Source organism: Streptomyces dryopteridis (assembly GCF_049606955.1).
GTDB lineage: Bacteria > Actinomycetota > Actinomycetes > Streptomycetales > Streptomycetaceae > Streptomyces.
In genome coordinates, this window is the sequence record NZ_CP187113.1 from 5,530,725 (window position 1) to 5,547,500 (window position 16,776).

The following is a 16,776-nucleotide window of genomic DNA, read 5'->3' on the forward strand; positions in this document are numbered from 1 at the left end:
GCCCCGCCGGCACCGGCCGAAAACGTCCGGACACCCGATCGAGAGGTGTTCCCCGCAGTAGTAGGCTCACGCCGTTCGAACGAGGGAACACCGGCCGTGGCAGGCGGGGTTGAGCCGGGGAGGCTGAGGAGGCCGTGCGCTTTCGCGGGAAGTCCATCCGCCGGAAGATCGTGGCGCTGCTGCTGGTGCCGCTCGTCTCGCTCACCGCCATGTGGGGCTTCACCACGGTGTTGACCGGCCGTCAGGCACTGGACCTCCTCGACGTGGACCCCATCATCCACCGGGTCGGCTACCCCATGGAGTTCGCCGTGGGCGCCCTCCAGACCGAACGCCGACAGACCCTGGTCTACCTCGGCGACCCCCGAGACATCGCCGCCACCGAGGCCCTCAAGGAGAGCCGGGCGGCCGCCGACGAGAAGATGCGGGCCATCGGCGCGGCCGCCGCCGACCCGGAACTGCGCGAGGACCTCGACCCCTCCTCGGTCACCCGTCTCGACGCCATCGCCCACGCCTTCGCCGCCATCGCCGACCTGCGCGGAGAGGTGGACCGGGGCCGACTGAAGTCCGCCGCCGCCCTCGACCGCTACAACCGCCTCGTCGACCCCGGCCACGACTTCCTCTCCAACCTGCACACCCTCCAGGACGTGGAGATGGACAAGGAGGGCCGGGCCCTGGTCGGCGTCACCCGCGCCCGCGAGATGTTCTCCCGCCAGGACGCCGTCGTCGCCGGGGCCCTGGCCGCCGGCCGGATCACCGCCGCCGAACTGCGCTCCGTCACCGAGCTGACGGCCACCCGCCGGCTGCTCTACGACGTGAACCTCGCCGTCCTCCCCGAGACCGACCGCACCCTGTTCACCGGGTACTGGACCGGCCCGCAGAGCGCCGCCGTCCGCGAGGCCGAGGCCCTCCTCGCCGGCGCCTCCGCCGGCCGGACCCCCCTCGGCCTCACCGCCGACGACTGGAACGCCGCCGCCGACCGGGTCATGACGGACACCGCCGACATGGGCCTGAAGGCCGGGGACCGCTACAAGGACCGGGTCATGCCCGTGGCCCGGCGGGTGCTCCTCACCGCCGGGGTCGCCGGGGTCCTGGGCCTGGGCGCCCTGCTGCTGTCGGTGGCCCTGTCGGTGCGGATCGGCCGCTCCCTCGTGCGCGACCTGTCCCGGCTGCGCAAGGAGGCGCACGAGGCGTCCGGCGTGCGCCTGCCCGCCGTCATGCGCCGGCTGGCCGCCGGCGAGCCCGTGGACATCGAGACCGAGGCCCCGCGCCTGGAGTACGAGCGGGACGAGGTCGGCCAGGTCGGCCAGGCCCTCAACACCCTCCAGCGCGCTGCCGTCGAGGCCGCCGTCAAGCAGGCCGAACTCCGCCGCGGCATCTCCGAGGTCTTCGTCAACCTCGCCCGCCGCAACCAGGTCCTCCTGCACCGCCAGCTCACCCTCCTCGACGCGATGGAACGCCGCACCGAGGACACCGACGAACTCGCCGACCTGTTCCGCCTCGACCACATGACCACCCGGATGCGCCGGCACGCCGAGGGCCTGGTCATCCTCTCCGGCGCCGCCCCCTCCCGACAGTGGCGCCGCCCGGTGCCCCTGATGGACGTGGTCCGCGCCGCCGTCGCCGAGGTCGAGGACTACGCCCGCGTCGAGGTCCGACGACTGCCCCGGATCGGGATCGACGGCCCGGCCGTCGGCGACGTCACCCACCTGATCGCCGAACTCCTGGAGAACGCCACCGTCTTCTCGCCCCCGCACACCACCGTCGAGGTGCACGGCGAGGAGGTCGCCAACGGCTTCACCCTCACCATCCACGACCGGGGCCTGGGCATGACCCCCGAGGCCCTCCTCGACGCCAACCTGCGCCTGGGCGAGACCACCGAGTTCGCCCTCTCCGACACCGACCGGCTCGGCCTGTTCGTCGCCGGCCGGCTGGCCTCCCGCCGCCGGGTCCGGGTCTCCCTCCAGACCAGCCCCTACGGCGGCACCACCGCCGTGGTGCTGCTGCCCGCGGCCCTCCTCACCGAGGTCCCCGAGGGCCAGTCCGGCACCCGCGCCGAGGGCGACCGCGCCGACCGGCCCGCGCGCCTGGAACGCCTGGACCGCGAGAGCCGCGCCCGGGCCGGCTCCCGCCCCGGCGGCCGACCCCCCGCCGGCCTCGGCCGACGCCCCGCCGCACCCCTGCGCGGAAACGGTTCGCCCGGCCGGCACCGCGCCGGCGCCCTCCTCGACGAGGGACCCGGCCCCCTCGGCTACCTCGGCCTCGAACCCGCCGGCTTCGAACCGCTGCCCGCCATGGCCAGCCTCGACGACGAGACCCCGCCCGGCGGCACCCCCCGCAGCGTCCTGCTGGGCCCCCTCACCTCCCCGCCGAACCGCGTCCCGCGCCCCGAACCCCGCACCCCGGCCCGCCCCGAACCCGCCGACGAGGCCCCCGGGGACACCCCGGCCCCGGCCCGGCCCACCGGCCCGGTCCGCCCCGCGCGGCCCCCGCACGCCGACCACGACGCCCCCCGCCCCGCCTCCGGCGCCGTCCCGCTGCCCCGCCGCCGCCCGGCCGCCGAATCCCTGCCCGCGCCCACGGCAGGTCCCACCGCGAGCCCCACCGCGAGCCCGGCACCACCGCACGCGCAGGCCCGGCCGGCCCCCGGCACGCCCGCACCGCTGCCCCGCCGGGTGCGCCAGACCCACCTGGCCCCCCAACTCCGCGTCGACCCGGACGCCCCCGAGCGCACCGACCCCGCCGGCCGCTCCGGCCAGGCCCCCGTCGCCGACCTCGACGCCGAGGAGGTGCGCGCCCGGATGTCCGCCCTGCAACGCGGCTGGACCGCCGGCCGCGCGGCCCACGCCCTGGAGCACCAGGACCCGCGCCACCCGTACCAGCCGCACCACCGCCACCCGCACGACGACGCGCACGAGGACAAGGGGAACGGTCGATGACCGCTTCGCACACGGCAGGACACGATTTCCGGGGCCGCTCCGCAGACCCGCTCGACTGGCTCCTCGACGAGCTCGTCGACCGCGTCGGCAGCATCCGCAAAGCGGTCGTCCTCTCCGGCGACGGCCTGGCCACCGGCACCTCCGCCGGCCTCACCCGCGAGGACGGCGAACACCTCGCCGCCGTGGCCTCCGGCTTCCACAGCCTCGCCAAGGGCGTCGGCCGCCACTTCGACTCGGGCCGGGTCCGCCAGACCGTGGTCGAACTGGAGGAGGCGTTCCTCTTCGTGATGGCGGCCGGCGACGGCAGCTGCCTGGCCGTCCTCGCCGACGCCGACTCCGACGTGGGCCAGGTCGCCTACGAGATGACCCTCATGGTCAAGAAGGTCGGAGCCCACCTCGGGACCGCCCCACGCGGCGCCGGACTGTCCGCCGGAGGATGACCCGACCACACCCCGAATCCCCGCAGGGCCCCGCCGACGGCCACCCCCACTGGTTCGACGACGAGGCCGGCCCCGTCGTCCGCCCGTACGCGATGACCCGGGGCCGCACCCGGCACACCGGCCGCGACCCGATGGACCTGATCGCCCTCGTGGTCGCGGAACCGGCCGCCGTCGACCTCGACCCGCGACTGGAGGCCGCCCTGGCCCCCGAGCACGTGGACATCCTCGACCTGTGCCTGGCGGCCCCGCTCTCCGTGGCGGAACTGGCCGCCGACCTCGACCTGCCGGTCGGGGTCATCCGCGTCCTCGTCGGCGACCTCGTCGACGAGGCCCTCGTGCACGTGACCCGGCCGGTCCCCCCGGCCGAACTACCCGACGAATCCGTACTCCGTGAGGTGATCGATGGCCTTCGGGCGCTCTAGCCGCCGCGGCGGCGGCATCCACGCCGTGTCGCCGATCGAGCCCCTGACCCTGAAGATCCTGGTCGCGGGCGGCTTCGGCGTGGGCAAGACCACGATGGTGGGCGCGGTCAGCGAGATCCGCCCGCTGCGCACGGAGGAACGCCTCTCCGAGCCCGGCGCCCGCGTCGACGACATCGGGGGAGTGGAGTCCAAGAGCACGACCACCGTCGCGATGGACTTCGGCCGCATCACCCTGCGCGACGACCTCGTGCTGTACCTCTTCGGCACCCCCGGCCAGGACCGCTTCTGGTTCCTGTGGGACGAACTGGCCCAGGGCGCGCTCGGCGCCGTCGTCCTCGTGGACACCCGCCGGCTCGCCGACTGCTTCGCCGCCGTGGACTACTTCGAACGCCGCCGGATCCCGTTCCTGGTGGCCGTCAACTGCTTCGAGGGGGCCGAACGCCACCCGGTGGTCGCCGTCCGCGAGGCCCTGGACCTCGACCCCGAGGTCCCGATCCTGCTGTGCGACGCGCGGGACCGCGAGTCCGTCAAGGACGTCCTCGTCGGGGTCGTCGAACACGCCATGTCCCTGGCCCGGGCCCGCCGGCGCGCCGCGCACCCCTGAGGCCGACCGGCACGACGAGACGGCCCGTACCCCCGCCGACTGGGGTACGGGCCGTCGCTCTCGTGGGGGAGCACGGTCGCCCGCCGCCGAGAGGGGAGCGCGCCACCGTGCAGGGAAGTCTGAACCCGTCCCGGTGGGCCGTCAAGGACCCTGACGGCACCACCTGCGCACGACCCCCCGCCGACCGCCGGCCTCAGCGCACCGCCACCACCGCCGAACCGTGCCCGAACAGGCCCTGGTTCGCGGTGATGCCCACCCGCGCCCCCGGCACCTGCCGGGCCCCGGCCGTGCCCCGCAACTGCCAGGTCAGCTCGCAGACCTGCGCGATGGCCTGCGCCGGCACCGCCTCCCCGAACGAGGCCAGGCCGCCGCTGGGGTTCACCGGCGTCCGACCGCCCAGGGCCGTCGCCCCCTCTCGCAGCAACCCGGCCCCGTCCCCCGGCGCGCACAGCCCGAGGTCCTCGTACCACTCCAGCTCCAGGGCCGTGGACAGGTCGTAGACCTCCGCCAGCGACAGGTCCGCCGGCCCGATCCCGGCCTCCTCGTAGGCGGCGCGCGCGATCGAGGACCGGAAGGACTCCGCCGGCGCCGGGGTCACCGCCGCCGAGTCCGTGGCGATGTCCGGCAGGTCGAGCACGGTGCGCGGGTGCGTCGGGGTGACGGTGGACACCGCCCGGATCCGCACCGGGTCCGTGATCCCCCGTGCCCGGGCCCATGCCTCGGAGCACAGCACCAGTGCCGCGCCCCCGTCGGAGGTCGCGCACACGTCGAGCAGCCGCAGCGGGTCGGCCAGCAGCGGGGAGGCGGCCACCTCCTCGGCGGTGACGGCCTTGCGGTAACGGGCGTTCGGGTTGAGCAGCCCGGCCGCCGCGTTCTTCACCTTCACCCGGGCGAAGTCCTCGGGGGTGTCCCCGTGCAGCGCCATCCGGCGGCGGGCGTAGAGCCCGAAGTACGTCGGATTGGTGGCGCCCAGCACCCGGAACCGCAGCCAGTCCGGGTCGTCGGGCCGGTCCCCGCCGGCCGGGGTGAAGAAGCCCTTGGGCGCGGCGTCAGCGCCCACCACCAGGACCACGTCGGCCAGCCCGGCCAGGATCCGGGCCCGGGCCGTGTCGATGGCCTGGGCGCCCGAGGCGCAGGCCGCGTACACGCTGGTCACGCGCGCGCCCTGCCAGCCGAGGGCGCGGGCGAAGGTGGCCCCTGCCACGTAGCCGGGGTAGCCGCCGCGCACGGTGTCGGCGCCGACGACGGCGTCGACCTCGGTCCAGTCCACGCCCGCGTCGGCGAGGGCGGCGCGGGCGGCGAAGCGCCCGTACTCCACGAAGCTCCGGCCCCATTTGCCCCAGGGGTGCATGCCGGCCCCGGCCACCACCACGTCGCCGCTCACGCCGTCACCCCCGGGCCCCCGGCGTCGCCCTCGGCTGGCACGGGCCGGAACCACCAGGTGGTCCAGGTGGTGCCGTGTTCCTTGTCCTCGTCGAGGATCCCGGGCACCACCTCGACCTCCATGCCCACCGCGAGGTCGGCGGGCCGCACCCCGGGCGGGGTCTGGCCCAGGACCACGAGGGCCTCGGCCGCGAGCTCCACCGCCACCAGGGTGCGCGGCTCCCAGGGCGTGTCGGGGTCGGAGACGTAGGGGGCGGGCGGGCGGTAGCGCCCGTCGGTGTAGGACCAGATCCGGCCGCGCGGCGAGAGCGGCACGGATTCGCGCTCGCCCTCCCCGGCGCAGGCCGGATTGCGGCAGAAGGCGGGCTCCGGGGGGAAGGAGACGGTGGCGCAGGCCGTGCACCGGCTGCCGATCAACCGGAACCCGCCGCTCCCGCCGGCACCGTCGCCGGCCTCGGGGGGCACCTCCCCGAACCATCCGGCCACCACAGGCGTCCGTTCCACGAGCACCCCTCCCACCGCACCTGCCGCCACACTCCTGACGGATCGTCAGAAGTGTGGCACGGTCACGGGTTCTCGGCGAGCCACTTGGAGGCGATCTCCGACAACTCCGCGTCCCGACCGGCCAGCATCATCCGGATCATCTGCGCGTCCCCGCGCAGCGACCAGGCCGGATGCCCGAAGGTCGCCGGATTGTTCCGCTCCAACAGGAAATGGGCCGGCCACGCCGTGCCGTACCCCACCAACGGCAGCGCGACCAGCCATCTCGGCCGCCCCCGCCCCACCCCGTACACCGTCAGCGCCAACCCGCCCAGGGTGCCCACCAGATGCACCCACCGGGTCGCGGCACGGGAGTGCATGGCCACGTAGTAGGGCCAGAATTCTTCGTACGAGCCGAATGTCGGCCTGCTCTCGCTCATGCCGGGAACGTACTCGCCACACCCCCCGCCGAAACGCCCCGAGCCCCCCGAACCCCACCCCCACGGAGGCCCGTTCGCCTACCATCACGCCATGCCGACACCGGTCAAGGACTCCCACTGCTCCGCCTGCGGGGCCCGCCACCACGACGCGACCTGGCCCCGCACCTGCCCCGACTGCGGCACCGTCGCCCACCGCAACCCCCTGCCCGTCGCGGTCGCCCTGCTCCCGGTCACCGACCACGAGGGCACCGGTCTTCTCGTCATCACCCGCGCCATCGAACCCGCCCTCGGCGGCACCGCCCTGCCCGGCGGCTTCGTCGACTTCGGCGAGGACTGGCGGCACGCGGTGGTCCGCGAACTCGCCGAGGAGACCGGCATCGAGGCCGGCGCCGCCGAGGTCACCCTCTTCGACGCCCTCAGCTCCCCGGCCGGCCACCTGCTCCTCTTCGGCCTCCTCCCGGACCGCCCCGCCCACACCCTGCCCCCGGACCGGCCCACCCCCGAGACCTCGGGCCGGGCGATCCTGCGTGCCCCCGCCCCGCTGGCCTTCCCGCTGCACACCGAAGCCGCCGCCACCTGGTTCGCGACCCGCTGACCCGCCCCGCCGGCCCCCGCAACCCGGCTCAGACCTCGCCGCCCCGCAGCCGCACCTCCCCGGGCCAGGCCCGCCCCTCGGCGTCCTCGACCACCACCCGACCCCCCTCCCACCGGGTCACCACCCGCCGGGGCTCCGGCGGCTCGAAACCCACCCCGCCCGGCTCCGTCACCACCCCGCCCCCGGTCCGCCCCGGCGCCGGCGGCCACACCTCCCACACCACACCCGACCCCCGCACCCCGTCCGCCCCACGCACCGGCAGCACCGACCCCGCCCGCACGAACACCGGCACCCGGTCCCACGGCGCGTCCACCAACACCTGCCCCGGCCCCTCGAAGGCCCGACCCGTGGCCCGCTCCCACCACAGCCCGCGCGGCAACCGCACCGCCCGCCGATCCGCCCCCGGCACCAACACCGGGGCCACCAACAACGCGTCCCCCAACAGGAACGCGTCCCCGCAGTCCCGCAACACCCGATCCTCCGGCCACTCCCACCACACCGGCCGCACGTACGGCGCCCCGGTCCGCGCCGCCGCCCACGCCACCTGCTCCAGATACGGCCGCAAGACCTCCCGCTCCCGCCACAGCGCCCCCGCCGCCGCCTCCACCTCCGCCCCGAACTCCCACGGCTCCCGCCGCCCCGCCCAGTGCGCCGCGTGCGTCCGGAACAACGGCAGATACGCCCCCAGCCCCCACCACCGCGCGAACAGCTCCGGCCCCGGACTCCCGTCGAACCCGCCCACGTCCGGACCCGAGTACGGGATCCCGCACAAGCCCAGCCCCAACACCAGCGCCAACGAGGCCCGCAACCCCTCCCAGGTCGAGGCCACGTCCCCCGACCACGTCCCCCCGTACCGCTGCGACCCGGCCCACCCCGACCGCGAGAACAGGAACGGCCGCACCCCCGGCCGCAGCTCCGTCAACCCCTCCCACGCCGCCCGCGCCATCCCCAGCGCGTACACGTTGTGCGCCGCCCGGTGATCCCCGCCCGCCCCCTCCAGCGCGTGCCGCGCCGACAACGGCAGCGTCCGCTCCCCGAACGGCGCGAAGGACACCGGCTCGTTCATGTCGTGCCAGAAACCCTCGAACCCGCGCCCCAGCCGCTCCGCGTACCACCCGCCCCACCAGCGCCGCACCACCGGATCGGTGAAGTCCGGGAACGCGCACGCCCCCGGCCACACCTCACCGCGCACCACCCGCCCCGCCCCGTCCCGCACGAACGCCCCCGCCGACCCCACCGCCAGCCCCGAGGCGTACACCGACCCCGGCACCGGACCCGAGCCCTCGAGCCCCTCCTCCACCTTCACCGCCGGATCCACGATCGACACCAACCGCGTCCCGTCCGCCGCCCGCAGCTCCGCCGCGAGCCCCGCCAGGTCCGGGAACCGCCCCTCGTCCACCGTGAACACCCGATGCCCGTCGTAGTGGTCGATGTCCAGGTGCAGGGCCGCCGGCGACATCCCGCGCGCCCGGTACCCGGCCGCCACCCGCCGCACCTCCGCCGCGTCCCCGAACCCCCACCGCGCGTGCTGGTACCCAAACGCCCACTCCGGCGGCACCGCCGGCGTCCCCGTCAACGCCGCCCACCCGGCCGCGATCCGCGCCGGCGGCCCGGTCAGCACCCAACACCGCAGCGGCCCGCCCTCGAACCGCACCTCGCACACCCCGGGCCGGTCCGGACCCGACCCGGCCCCCTCCTCGCCCTCGCGCAGGGTGACCCGCCCGTCCCACGGGTTGTCGTGGAACACCAGGTGCGTCCCCGCGTCCGCGACCACCACCTGCACCGGCATCGTCAGGTACAGCGGATCGTCCCCGTACGTGAACCCGCCCTTCGGGTCGGTGTTCCACAACCGGTACGAGCCGTCCCCGAGCCGCGGCCCGCTCGCCCGCCCCCCGAGCCCGAAGAACCGCGCGTCGGCCGGCACCTCGGCCCGCGTCCGCCGCCGACCCGCCCCGTCCGCCGGCTCCGCCGGCCGCTCCCCGTCCGCCCCCACCGGCTCCCACCAACGCGGCGGGGCCTCCCGCCGCAACACCGCCCCGCCCGGCGTGCGCACCTCCACCGCGCCCACCCGCGACACCGCCACCGTCACCCGCTCCGAGACCACCCGCCACCCGCCGTCGGTGTCCGGCTCGAACACCGCCCGCGGATCCGGCTCCGGCCCCGAGCCCACCACCGCGTGCGAGGGCCCCGGCTCCGCCCCGTCCCACCCCCAGAACACGGCCCCGCCCACCGCCACCCGCACCAACAGCTCCGAGCGCGCGAACCGCACCACCCCACCGCCCGGCCGCGGCTCCACCCCCGTCAACGCCCCCGGCACCCGGGCCCGCTCCGCCCGCCGCGCCGGCAGGCCCGCCGCGTCCGCCCGACGCCGCCGCCACGCCGTCCGCCACCCCCGACGCCCCGCCGCCGAGCCCCACTCCGACACCGTCCGCACCAGCTCACGACCGTCCATGGCCCTCACCCTGCCGGCCACGCACCCCCCGGCGGGCCGCGTTCAACCGCCGTTCACCCGCACCCCGCCCGGAAACCGACGCGAACCGATCGGACCCGACCGCTCTGGCGCCGGAGTCGATCACCTGGCATGGTCCCTGTGTGCCGGCCCGCGCCCACCCCGCGCGCCGTCGACACCACCCGCACACCACACGCGCCCCGCGAACACCGCGCCCACCACGCGCCACGCGCGGCGCCGCAGACCCCGGGAGCCTGCCATGACCCCGCCCGCCGCGCCCGAACCGACCGGCGCCACGGACCCCTCCGCCCCCCTGTGGACCCCCACCCCGGAGCGGATCGCCGCCGCCCGCGTCACCGCCTTCCAGGCATGGGCCGCCGAACACCACGGCGCCCCCGCCGCCGGCGGCTACCCGGCCCTGCACGCGTGGTCCGTCGCCGAACTGCCCGCCTTCTGGCAGGCCCTCGTCACCTGGTTCGACGTCCGCTTCACCACCCCGCCCACCGAGGTCCTCGCCGACCGGTCCATGCCCGGCGCCCGCTGGTTCCCCGGCGCCCGCCTCAACTACGCCGAGCACGCCCTGCGCGCCGGCGAGGACCCCGCCCGCGCCGACGAACCCGCCCTCCTCGCCGTGGACGAGACCCACGACCCGACCCCCGTCACCTGGCGCGAACTGCGCCGACAGGTCGGCTCCCTCGCCGCCCACCTGCGCGCGCTCGGCGTCACCCCCGGCGACCGCGTCGGCGGCTACCTGCCCAACGTCCCCGAGGCCGTCGTCGCCCTCCTCGCCACCGCCGCCGTCGGCGGCGTCTGGACCTCCTGCGCCCCCGACTTCGGCGCCCGCAGCGTCCTCGACCGCTTCCAGCAGGTCGAACCCGTGGTCCTGATCACCGTCGACGGCTACCGCTACGGCGGCAAGGAACACGACCGCCGCGAGACCGTCGCGGAACTGCGCGCCGAACTGCCCTCCCTGCGCGCCGTCGTCCACATCCCGCTGCTCGGCACCCCCGCCCCCGACGGCGCCCGCGAATGGGCCGAACTGACCGGCGACCCCGTCGAGCCCACCTTCGACGCCGTCCCCTTCGACCACCCCCTGTGGGTGCTCTACTCCTCCGGCACCACCGGCCTGCCCAAGGCCATCGTCCAGTCCCAGGGCGGCATCCTGATCGAGCACCTCAAACAGATCGGCCTGCACTGCGACCTCGGCCCCGGCGACCGCTTCTTCTGGTACACCTCCACCGGCTGGATGATGTGGAACTTCCTCGTCTCCGGCCTCCTCACCGGCACCACCGTGGTCCTCTACGACGGCAGCCCCGGCCACCCCGACATCGCCGCCCAGTGGCGGATCGCCGAACGCACCCGCGCCACCCTCTTCGGCACCTCCGCCGCCTACGTCATGGCCTGCCGCAAGGCGGGGATCCACCCGGCCCGCGATTTCGACCTGTCCTCCGTGCAGTGCGTGGCCACCACCGGCTCCCCCCTGCCCCCCGACGGCTTCCGCTGGCTCGGCGAGGAGGTCGCCGGCGAGCGCGACCTGTGGATCGCCTCCGTCAGCGGCGGCACCGACGTGTGCAGCTGCTTCGCCGGCGCCGTCCCCACCCTCCCCGTCCACATCGGCGAACTCCAGGCCGCCTGCCTCGGCACCGACCTCCAGTCCTGGGACCCGGCCGGCAAACCCCTGATCGACGAGGTCGGCGAACTCGTCGTCACCAACCCCATGCCCTCCATGCCGAGCCGCTTCTGGAACGACCCCGACGGCAGCCGCTACCACGACAGCTACTTCGACACCTACCCCGGCGTCTGGCGCCACGGGGACTGGATCACCCTGACCGACCGGGGCTCCGTCGTCATCCACGGCCGCTCCGACTCCACCCTCAACCGCCAGGGCGTGCGGATGGGCTCCGCCGACATCTACGAGACCGTCGAACGCCTCCCCGAGATCCGCGAATCCCTCGTCATCGGCCTGGAGGAACCCGACGGCGGCTACTGGATGCCGCTCTTCGTGCACCTCGCCCCCGGCGCCGCGCTCGACGACGCCCTGCGCGCCCGCATCACCGCGGCCCTGCGCGCCGAACTCTCCCCCCGCCACGTGCCCGACGAGATCATCGCCGTCCCCGGCATCCCGCACACCCTCACCGGCAAGCGGATCGAGGTCCCCGTCAAACGGCTCCTCGGCGGCACCCCCCTGGAGAAGGCCGTCAACCCGGGCTCCGTCGACGACCTCGACCTGCTCCGCTTCTACGCCGACCTCGGCGCCGCCCGCGCCCGGAACTGACGGGGCGGACCCAGGGCAGACCGTCACTGTCAGTGGTCGTGATTACCGTGAGTGAGCAACGTGTTCGGGGGCGGCACCCCCGCCCCCGAACACGCGCGACACATCCGCACGCTCACCCCCGGGGGGAACCACCATGACCGAGACCACCCGCCGCGCCCTGCGCCGCGAGATCCACCACACCATCGGCATCCTCGCCGACCCCACCGCCTTCGCCACGATGCGCGACACCCACCCCGGCTTCCCCTTCACCGACCACCACGACTACCTCCACGAGACCGAGGCCCTCCTGCGCACCCTGCGGGCCCGCGGCGCCCGCGTCGGCCTCGCCCTCTTCGACCCGCACGAATACGCCCACCACTGCCTCGACCGCGCCCTCGACCCCGACACCCGACGGGCCCGCGTCCACTACACCGCCGAACTCGCCGCCACCGCGATCCCCTACGAGGGCCAACCCCTCGCCGAACTCCTGCCCCACCTCGCCCGCCACGCCGAACACCGGGCCCACGGCCGCCACGCCGAACTCCTCCTCGCCGAGCACGGGGACTTCGGCGCCACCGCCGGCGCCCTCGCCCGCGCCGACCACATCGCCGAACACCTCCTCGACGCCGCCGGACCCGGCCGACACCACCTCGTGTGCAGCGTCGCCGGCCCCGACGGGGTCCTCTCCGCCGCCCTGCACGCCCGACACCCCGACCCGGACCACGCGGACCACCCGGGCCACGGCCCGACCGGGGACGGACCCCTCCCGTGGGACCCGCACGAGCGCGCCGCGTTCACCACCGTCCTCGCCGTGGGCGTCCTCACCGGCGGCCCCGGAGGACTCGTCCTGCGCACGGCCCGCACGGGCCGACCCGACCGGGTCCACGGATGGCGACTCACCGAGGGCGGCCTGGTGCCGCTCAGCGCCGGCGCCGTCTTCGACGCCTACTGCACCGACCCCGCCACCGGAGACCCGATCGGACCCGAGCCCGGGGTGGACCACTGCGCCGGCTACCCCATCCCCGAACCCGACCGGGACCTGCCCTGACCCCGCGACCCGACTACACGGCGGGCCAACCGCCGTAGGGCACCGTCAAGATCTCCAGGTAGTGACCGGCGGGGTCCGTGAAGTACACGCCCCGACCGCCGTCCTGACGGTTGATCTCCCCGGCCCGCTCGCGCCGGGGATCGGCCCAGTGCGGCACCCCGCCGGCCACGATCCGCGCGTACACGGCCGTGAACTCCTCCTCCGACACGAGAAAGGCGTAGTGCTGCGGCGTGAGCGGCACGCCCTCGGGCAGGGACGCGAAGTCCAACGTGACACCGTTCGCGAGCTCCACGGCCACGAACGGACCCCACTCGGAGGTGATCTCCAACCCCATCAACGCCGAGAAGAACTCGGCGGACTCCCGGTTGTCCCGGGCATGGACGATCGTGTGGTTCAAAGCGACTGACAAGGAATGCCTCCACGGGCATCTCCCGGAGCCTCCATGCCTCACCCGACCGGTGACCGACACGCGACTCGACCCCGGACCCTACCCCCGCACACCCCGATCCCACCAGGCCCCGCACACGCCGAGAGGGCCCCCGCCGGAGCGGGGGCCCTCTCGGATGAACGCGACGGTCAGGCGATCACTCGCCCGACAGCACCGCCTGGGCGGCCACACGGGCCTCCTCGGCGCTGTCCGCGGCGCGCGCGGCGGCCGCCGCACGCTCGCACTGGGCCAGCGTGTACTTCGCGAGCGTGGCCCGCACGTACGGAATGGACGCGGCACCCATGGACAGGGAGGTCACACCCAGACCGGTCAGCACGCACGCCAGCAGCGGGTCCGAGGCGGCCTCGCCACAGACACCACAGCTCTTGCCCTCGGCCTTCGCGGCGTCCGCGGACATCGCGATCAGGTCGAGCAGCGCCGGCTGCCACGGGTCCTGCAGCCGCGACACCGCACCGACCTGACGGTCGGCGGCGAACGCGTACTGCGCCAGGTCGTTCGTGCCCAGCGACAGGAACTCGACCTCCTGCAGGATCGAGCGCGCCCGGAGCGCGGCGGAGGGGATCTCCACCATCGCGCCGAACTTCGCCTTCAGCCCCGCCTCACGGCAGGCGTCGGCGAAGGCCCTGGCGTCGGCCCGGTCGGCCACCATCGGGGCCATGACCTCCAGGTACACCGGCAGGCCCTCGGCGGCCTTGGCCAGCGCGGTGAGCTGCGTGCGCATCACCTCCGGGTGGTCGAGCAGGGTCCGCAGACCACGCACGCCCAGCGCCGGGTTCGGCTCGTCGGCCGGGGTCAGGAAGTCGAGCGGCTTGTCGGCGCCCGCGTCCAGGACGCGCACGACGACGCGACCCTCCGGGAACGCCTCCAGAACCGCGCGGTACGCCTCGACCTGCTTCTCCTCGGACGGCGCCTTCTTGCTGTCGTCCAGGAACAGGAACTCGGTGCGGAACAGGCCCACACCCTCGGCACCCGCCTCGACGGCCGCCGGCACGTCGGCGGGACCGCCGACGTTCGCCAGCAGCGGCACCTTGTGACCGTCGGAGGTCGCGCCCGGACCGGAGGACGCGGACAGCGCGGCCTTCCGCTCGGCGGCGGCGGCCTCCAGCTCGGCCCGCTTCTCCGGGGTCGGGTCCACGAAGATGTCACCGGTCGAACCGTCGACCGCGATGATCGTGCCCTCGGGCAGCTCGCCCGCACCGGGCAGCGCCACGACGGCCGGCACACCCAGGGCACGCGCGAGGATCGCGCTGTGGCTGGTCGGGCCGCCTTCCTCGGTCACGAAACCGAGCACCAGCGCCGGGTCGAGCAGCGCGGTGTCCGCGGGAGCGAGGTCCCGCGCGATGAGCACGTACGGCTCGTCGCTGTCCGGCACACCCGGCATCGGCACGCCCAGCAGGCGGGCCACGATGCGGTTGCGGACGTCGTCCAGGTCGGCCACGCGGCCGGCCATGTACTCGCCGGCGCCCGCGAGCAGGTCGCGGTAGGCGGCGAACGCGTCGTACACCGCGCGCTCGGCGGTGCTGCCGACGGCCACGCGCCGGTCGACATCGGCCATCAGCTCAGGGTCCTGAGCGATCATGGCCTGGGCTTCCAGCACGTGCTGAGCCTCGCCACCGGCCAACTGGCCGCGCGCGATCAGATCGGCCGCCACAGCGTCCACGGCCTGACGGGCGCGCCCCTGTTCGCGCTCCGCCTCGTCCGCGGTGATCTGCTTGGCCGGCGGTTCCAGGACCGCCGTGCCCATGTGCCGAACCTCGCCGATCGCCACACCGTGGCTCACGCCGACGCCTCGCAGCGTTGTCTCCATTTCACCCGTCTCCGATAGAGCGGCGGGCCCAGCCGCCGCGGTGGTTGTCCGACCCGTCAGTTCCGACGGTCGTGTCACTGCCAGCCGAAGATGACGTCGCCGGCCTTGACGTCGTCGGCCTCCTTGACGTCGGACAGGGAGTCCGCGGTGGCCTCCAGGGCCACGATCGGGCAGATGGGGGACTTGCCGGCGGCCTCGACGGCGGCCGGGTTCCACCGGATCACGGCCTGGCCGCGGGTCACGGTGTCGCCCTTGTTGACGAGCAGCTCGAAGCCCTCACCGTTGAGCTGAACGGTGTCGATGCCGAGGTGGGTGAGGACACCGTGGCCCTCGCCGTCGACGACGACGTACGCGTGCGGGTGCAGAGAAACGACCACACCGTCCACGGGGGCCACGGCCTCCGAGGGCTCGCGCACGGGATCAATAGCGGTGCCCGGTCCCACCATCGCGCCGGAGAACACCGGATCGGGCACAGCCGCGAGTCCGATGGCACGCCCGGCAAGTGGGGACGTCACGCTGGTCATGGGGGGCCTCCCAGGGGTGGGGCTTCATCGTGTCGCCGTCACTACCTGTCCAGGACGGCGTACTTTGAGAAGGGTAAGTCATGAGTCGTCCGGGTTCCGCACGAAGTGCATCCCCATGCCCCTGTATGCCCTGACTGTGTCAAGGCCCACGGGAAGGGGAACGCGAGGTTCCCGGCGTCCTCATAGTGGACTAGACCATACGCCCGAAACGATTTGCCTCGTCACCGGCGGCCCTGTACTGTCGTGACTCCCGCCGCGACGCGCTTCGTGAACTTCTCGCGAACATCGCCGGAGCGGGAACCCAAACTCTGCACGAGCAGCCGATCCTCGGATCCGGCCCTCTTTTCGTGTGCGTCCGTCGTGACGACATTCGGAAGTGGTCGGGAGGACCGAAAAGCACTGATAGAGTTCGGGGGCCAGAAAGGAAATCGCGAAAGCGAGGAACTGGAAAGCACCGAGGAAATCGGGCCGGAAACGGTGTGATAGAGTCGGAAACGCAAGAACGAAAAACAAGAGCAAGAACGAAGGAAGCGCCCGGAGGGCCCGGAAACGGGAACGAAGGAAGCGTCCGCACCTTGAGAACTCAACAGCGTGCCAAAAATCAACGCCAGATATGTTGATACCCCGTCTCTTCGGAGACGAGGTTCCTTTGAAAAGTCCTCGGACGATCCCTTGTGGATCGTGTGAGGCAACCACACAGCGAGGACGCTGTGAACAGACGGCCACATTCCGGCCTATGTCTGTTCCGCTCAACGCGAGTGGGCACCGGATTACCGGTAAACATTCACGGAGAGTTTGATCCTGGCTCAGGACGAACGCTGGCGGCGTGCTTAACACATGCAAGTCGAACGATGAAGCCCTTCGGGGTGGATTAGTGGCGAACGGGTGAGTAACACGTGGGCAATCTGCCCTTCACTCTGGGACAAGCCCTGGAAACGGGGTCTAA

The 16,776-nt window shown here is 74.2% G+C and carries 14 protein-coding genes and 1 rRNA gene (1 of these 15 cut by a window edge); 8 read left to right on the top strand and 7 right to left on the bottom strand.

Annotated elements, in window-relative coordinates:
* Window positions 1-134 precede the first annotated feature (134 nt).
* The 4 genes from ACN20G_RS23915 to ACN20G_RS23930 are packed head-to-tail and all read left to right on the top strand — an operon-like array spanning window position 135 to window position 4,402.
* Window positions 135-2,936, top strand: coding sequence for a nitrate- and nitrite sensing domain-containing protein (locus ACN20G_RS23915; protein WP_424214864.1), 2,802 nt, complete (start codon window positions 135-137; stop codon window positions 2,934-2,936).
* The gene (locus ACN20G_RS23920) at window positions 2,933-3,376 is read left to right on the top strand and encodes a roadblock/LC7 domain-containing protein (protein WP_424214865.1); all 444 of its coding nucleotides are present in this window, start codon (window positions 2,933-2,935) and stop codon (window positions 3,374-3,376) included. The genes ACN20G_RS23915 and ACN20G_RS23920 overlap by 4 nt, the downstream gene beginning before the upstream one ends.
* Window positions 3,373-3,798 carry a DUF742 domain-containing protein gene (locus ACN20G_RS23925; protein WP_424214866.1) on the top strand — a complete coding sequence of 142 codons (426 nt, stop codon included), beginning with the start codon at window positions 3,373-3,375 and terminating at the stop codon, window positions 3,796-3,798. Before ACN20G_RS23920 ends, ACN20G_RS23925 begins: the two co-directional genes overlap by 4 nt.
* On the top strand, window positions 3,779-4,402 hold the full coding sequence (locus ACN20G_RS23930) for a GTP-binding protein (protein ID WP_424214867.1): 624 nt from the start codon (window positions 3,779-3,781) through the stop codon (window positions 4,400-4,402). Before ACN20G_RS23925 ends, ACN20G_RS23930 begins: the two co-directional genes overlap by 20 nt.
* 193 nt (window positions 4,403-4,595) lie before the next feature.
* Here the strand turns inward: ACN20G_RS23930 and ACN20G_RS23935 are convergent, their stop codons facing one another.
* The 3 genes from ACN20G_RS23935 to ACN20G_RS23945 form a co-directional block, all read right to left on the bottom strand.
* Window positions 4,596-5,786 (bottom strand): lipid-transfer protein, encoded by a 1,191-nt coding sequence (locus ACN20G_RS23935; RefSeq protein ID WP_424214868.1) that lies wholly within the window; start codon window positions 5,784-5,786, stop codon window positions 4,596-4,598.
* Window positions 5,783-6,274: a Zn-ribbon domain-containing OB-fold protein gene (locus ACN20G_RS23940; protein ID WP_424215655.1), complete on the bottom strand. Its 492-nt coding sequence runs from the start codon at window positions 6,272-6,274 to the stop codon at window positions 5,783-5,785. The genes ACN20G_RS23935 and ACN20G_RS23940 overlap by 4 nt, the downstream gene beginning before the upstream one ends.
* 77 nt (window positions 6,275-6,351) lie before the next feature.
* On the bottom strand, window positions 6,352-6,705 hold the full coding sequence (locus ACN20G_RS23945) for an Mpo1-like protein (RefSeq protein WP_424214869.1): 354 nt from the start codon (window positions 6,703-6,705) through the stop codon (window positions 6,352-6,354).
* Window positions 6,706-6,796: 91 nt separating this feature from the next.
* Here ACN20G_RS23945 and ACN20G_RS23950 point away from each other — a divergent pair, with 91 nt between their 5' ends.
* Window positions 6,797-7,300, top strand: a complete 504-nt coding sequence (locus ACN20G_RS23950) for an NUDIX domain-containing protein (protein WP_424214870.1) — start codon at window positions 6,797-6,799, stop codon at window positions 7,298-7,300.
* 28 nt (window positions 7,301-7,328) lie between these two features.
* On the opposite strand, the gene ACN20G_RS23955 is transcribed toward ACN20G_RS23950, so the two are convergent.
* Window positions 7,329-9,752, bottom strand: coding sequence for a glycoside hydrolase family 31 protein (locus tag ACN20G_RS23955; RefSeq protein ID WP_424214871.1), 2,424 nt, complete (start codon window positions 9,750-9,752; stop codon window positions 7,329-7,331).
* Window positions 9,753-10,008: 256 nt separating this feature from the next.
* Here ACN20G_RS23955 and ACN20G_RS23960 point away from each other — a divergent pair, with 256 nt between their 5' ends.
* Together ACN20G_RS23960 and ACN20G_RS23965 are read left to right on the top strand one after the other, a co-directional pair.
* Window positions 10,009-12,024: an acetoacetate--CoA ligase gene (locus ACN20G_RS23960; RefSeq protein WP_424214872.1), complete on the top strand. Its 2,016-nt coding sequence runs from the start codon at window positions 10,009-10,011 to the stop codon at window positions 12,022-12,024.
* Between the two features lie 133 nt (window positions 12,025-12,157).
* Complete coding sequence (locus ACN20G_RS23965) at window positions 12,158-13,051, top strand: hypothetical protein (RefSeq protein ID WP_424214873.1); 894 nt, start codon at window positions 12,158-12,160, stop codon at window positions 13,049-13,051.
* Window positions 13,052-13,064: 13 nt separating this feature from the next.
* Here the strand turns inward: ACN20G_RS23965 and ACN20G_RS23970 are convergent, their stop codons facing one another.
* The 3 genes from ACN20G_RS23970 to ACN20G_RS23980 form a co-directional block, all read right to left on the bottom strand.
* On the bottom strand, window positions 13,065-13,460 hold the full coding sequence (locus ACN20G_RS23970) for a VOC family protein (RefSeq protein WP_424214874.1): 396 nt from the start codon (window positions 13,458-13,460) through the stop codon (window positions 13,065-13,067).
* A gap of 175 nt (window positions 13,461-13,635) precedes the next feature.
* A complete protein-coding gene (gene ptsP, locus ACN20G_RS23975; RefSeq protein WP_424214875.1) occupies window positions 13,636-15,306 on the bottom strand; it encodes a phosphoenolpyruvate--protein phosphotransferase in 1,671 nt (556 codons plus the stop codon).
* A 74-nt stretch (window positions 15,307-15,380) separates the two neighbouring features.
* The gene (locus ACN20G_RS23980) at window positions 15,381-15,830 is read right to left on the bottom strand and encodes a PTS sugar transporter subunit IIA (protein WP_424214876.1); all 450 of its coding nucleotides are present in this window, start codon (window positions 15,828-15,830) and stop codon (window positions 15,381-15,383) included.
* A 783-nt stretch (window positions 15,831-16,613) separates the two neighbouring features.
* On the opposite strand from ACN20G_RS23980, the gene ACN20G_RS23985 reads away from it, so the two are divergent.
* Window positions 16,614-16,776, top strand: a 16S ribosomal RNA gene (locus ACN20G_RS23985); it runs 1,361 nt beyond the window's last position.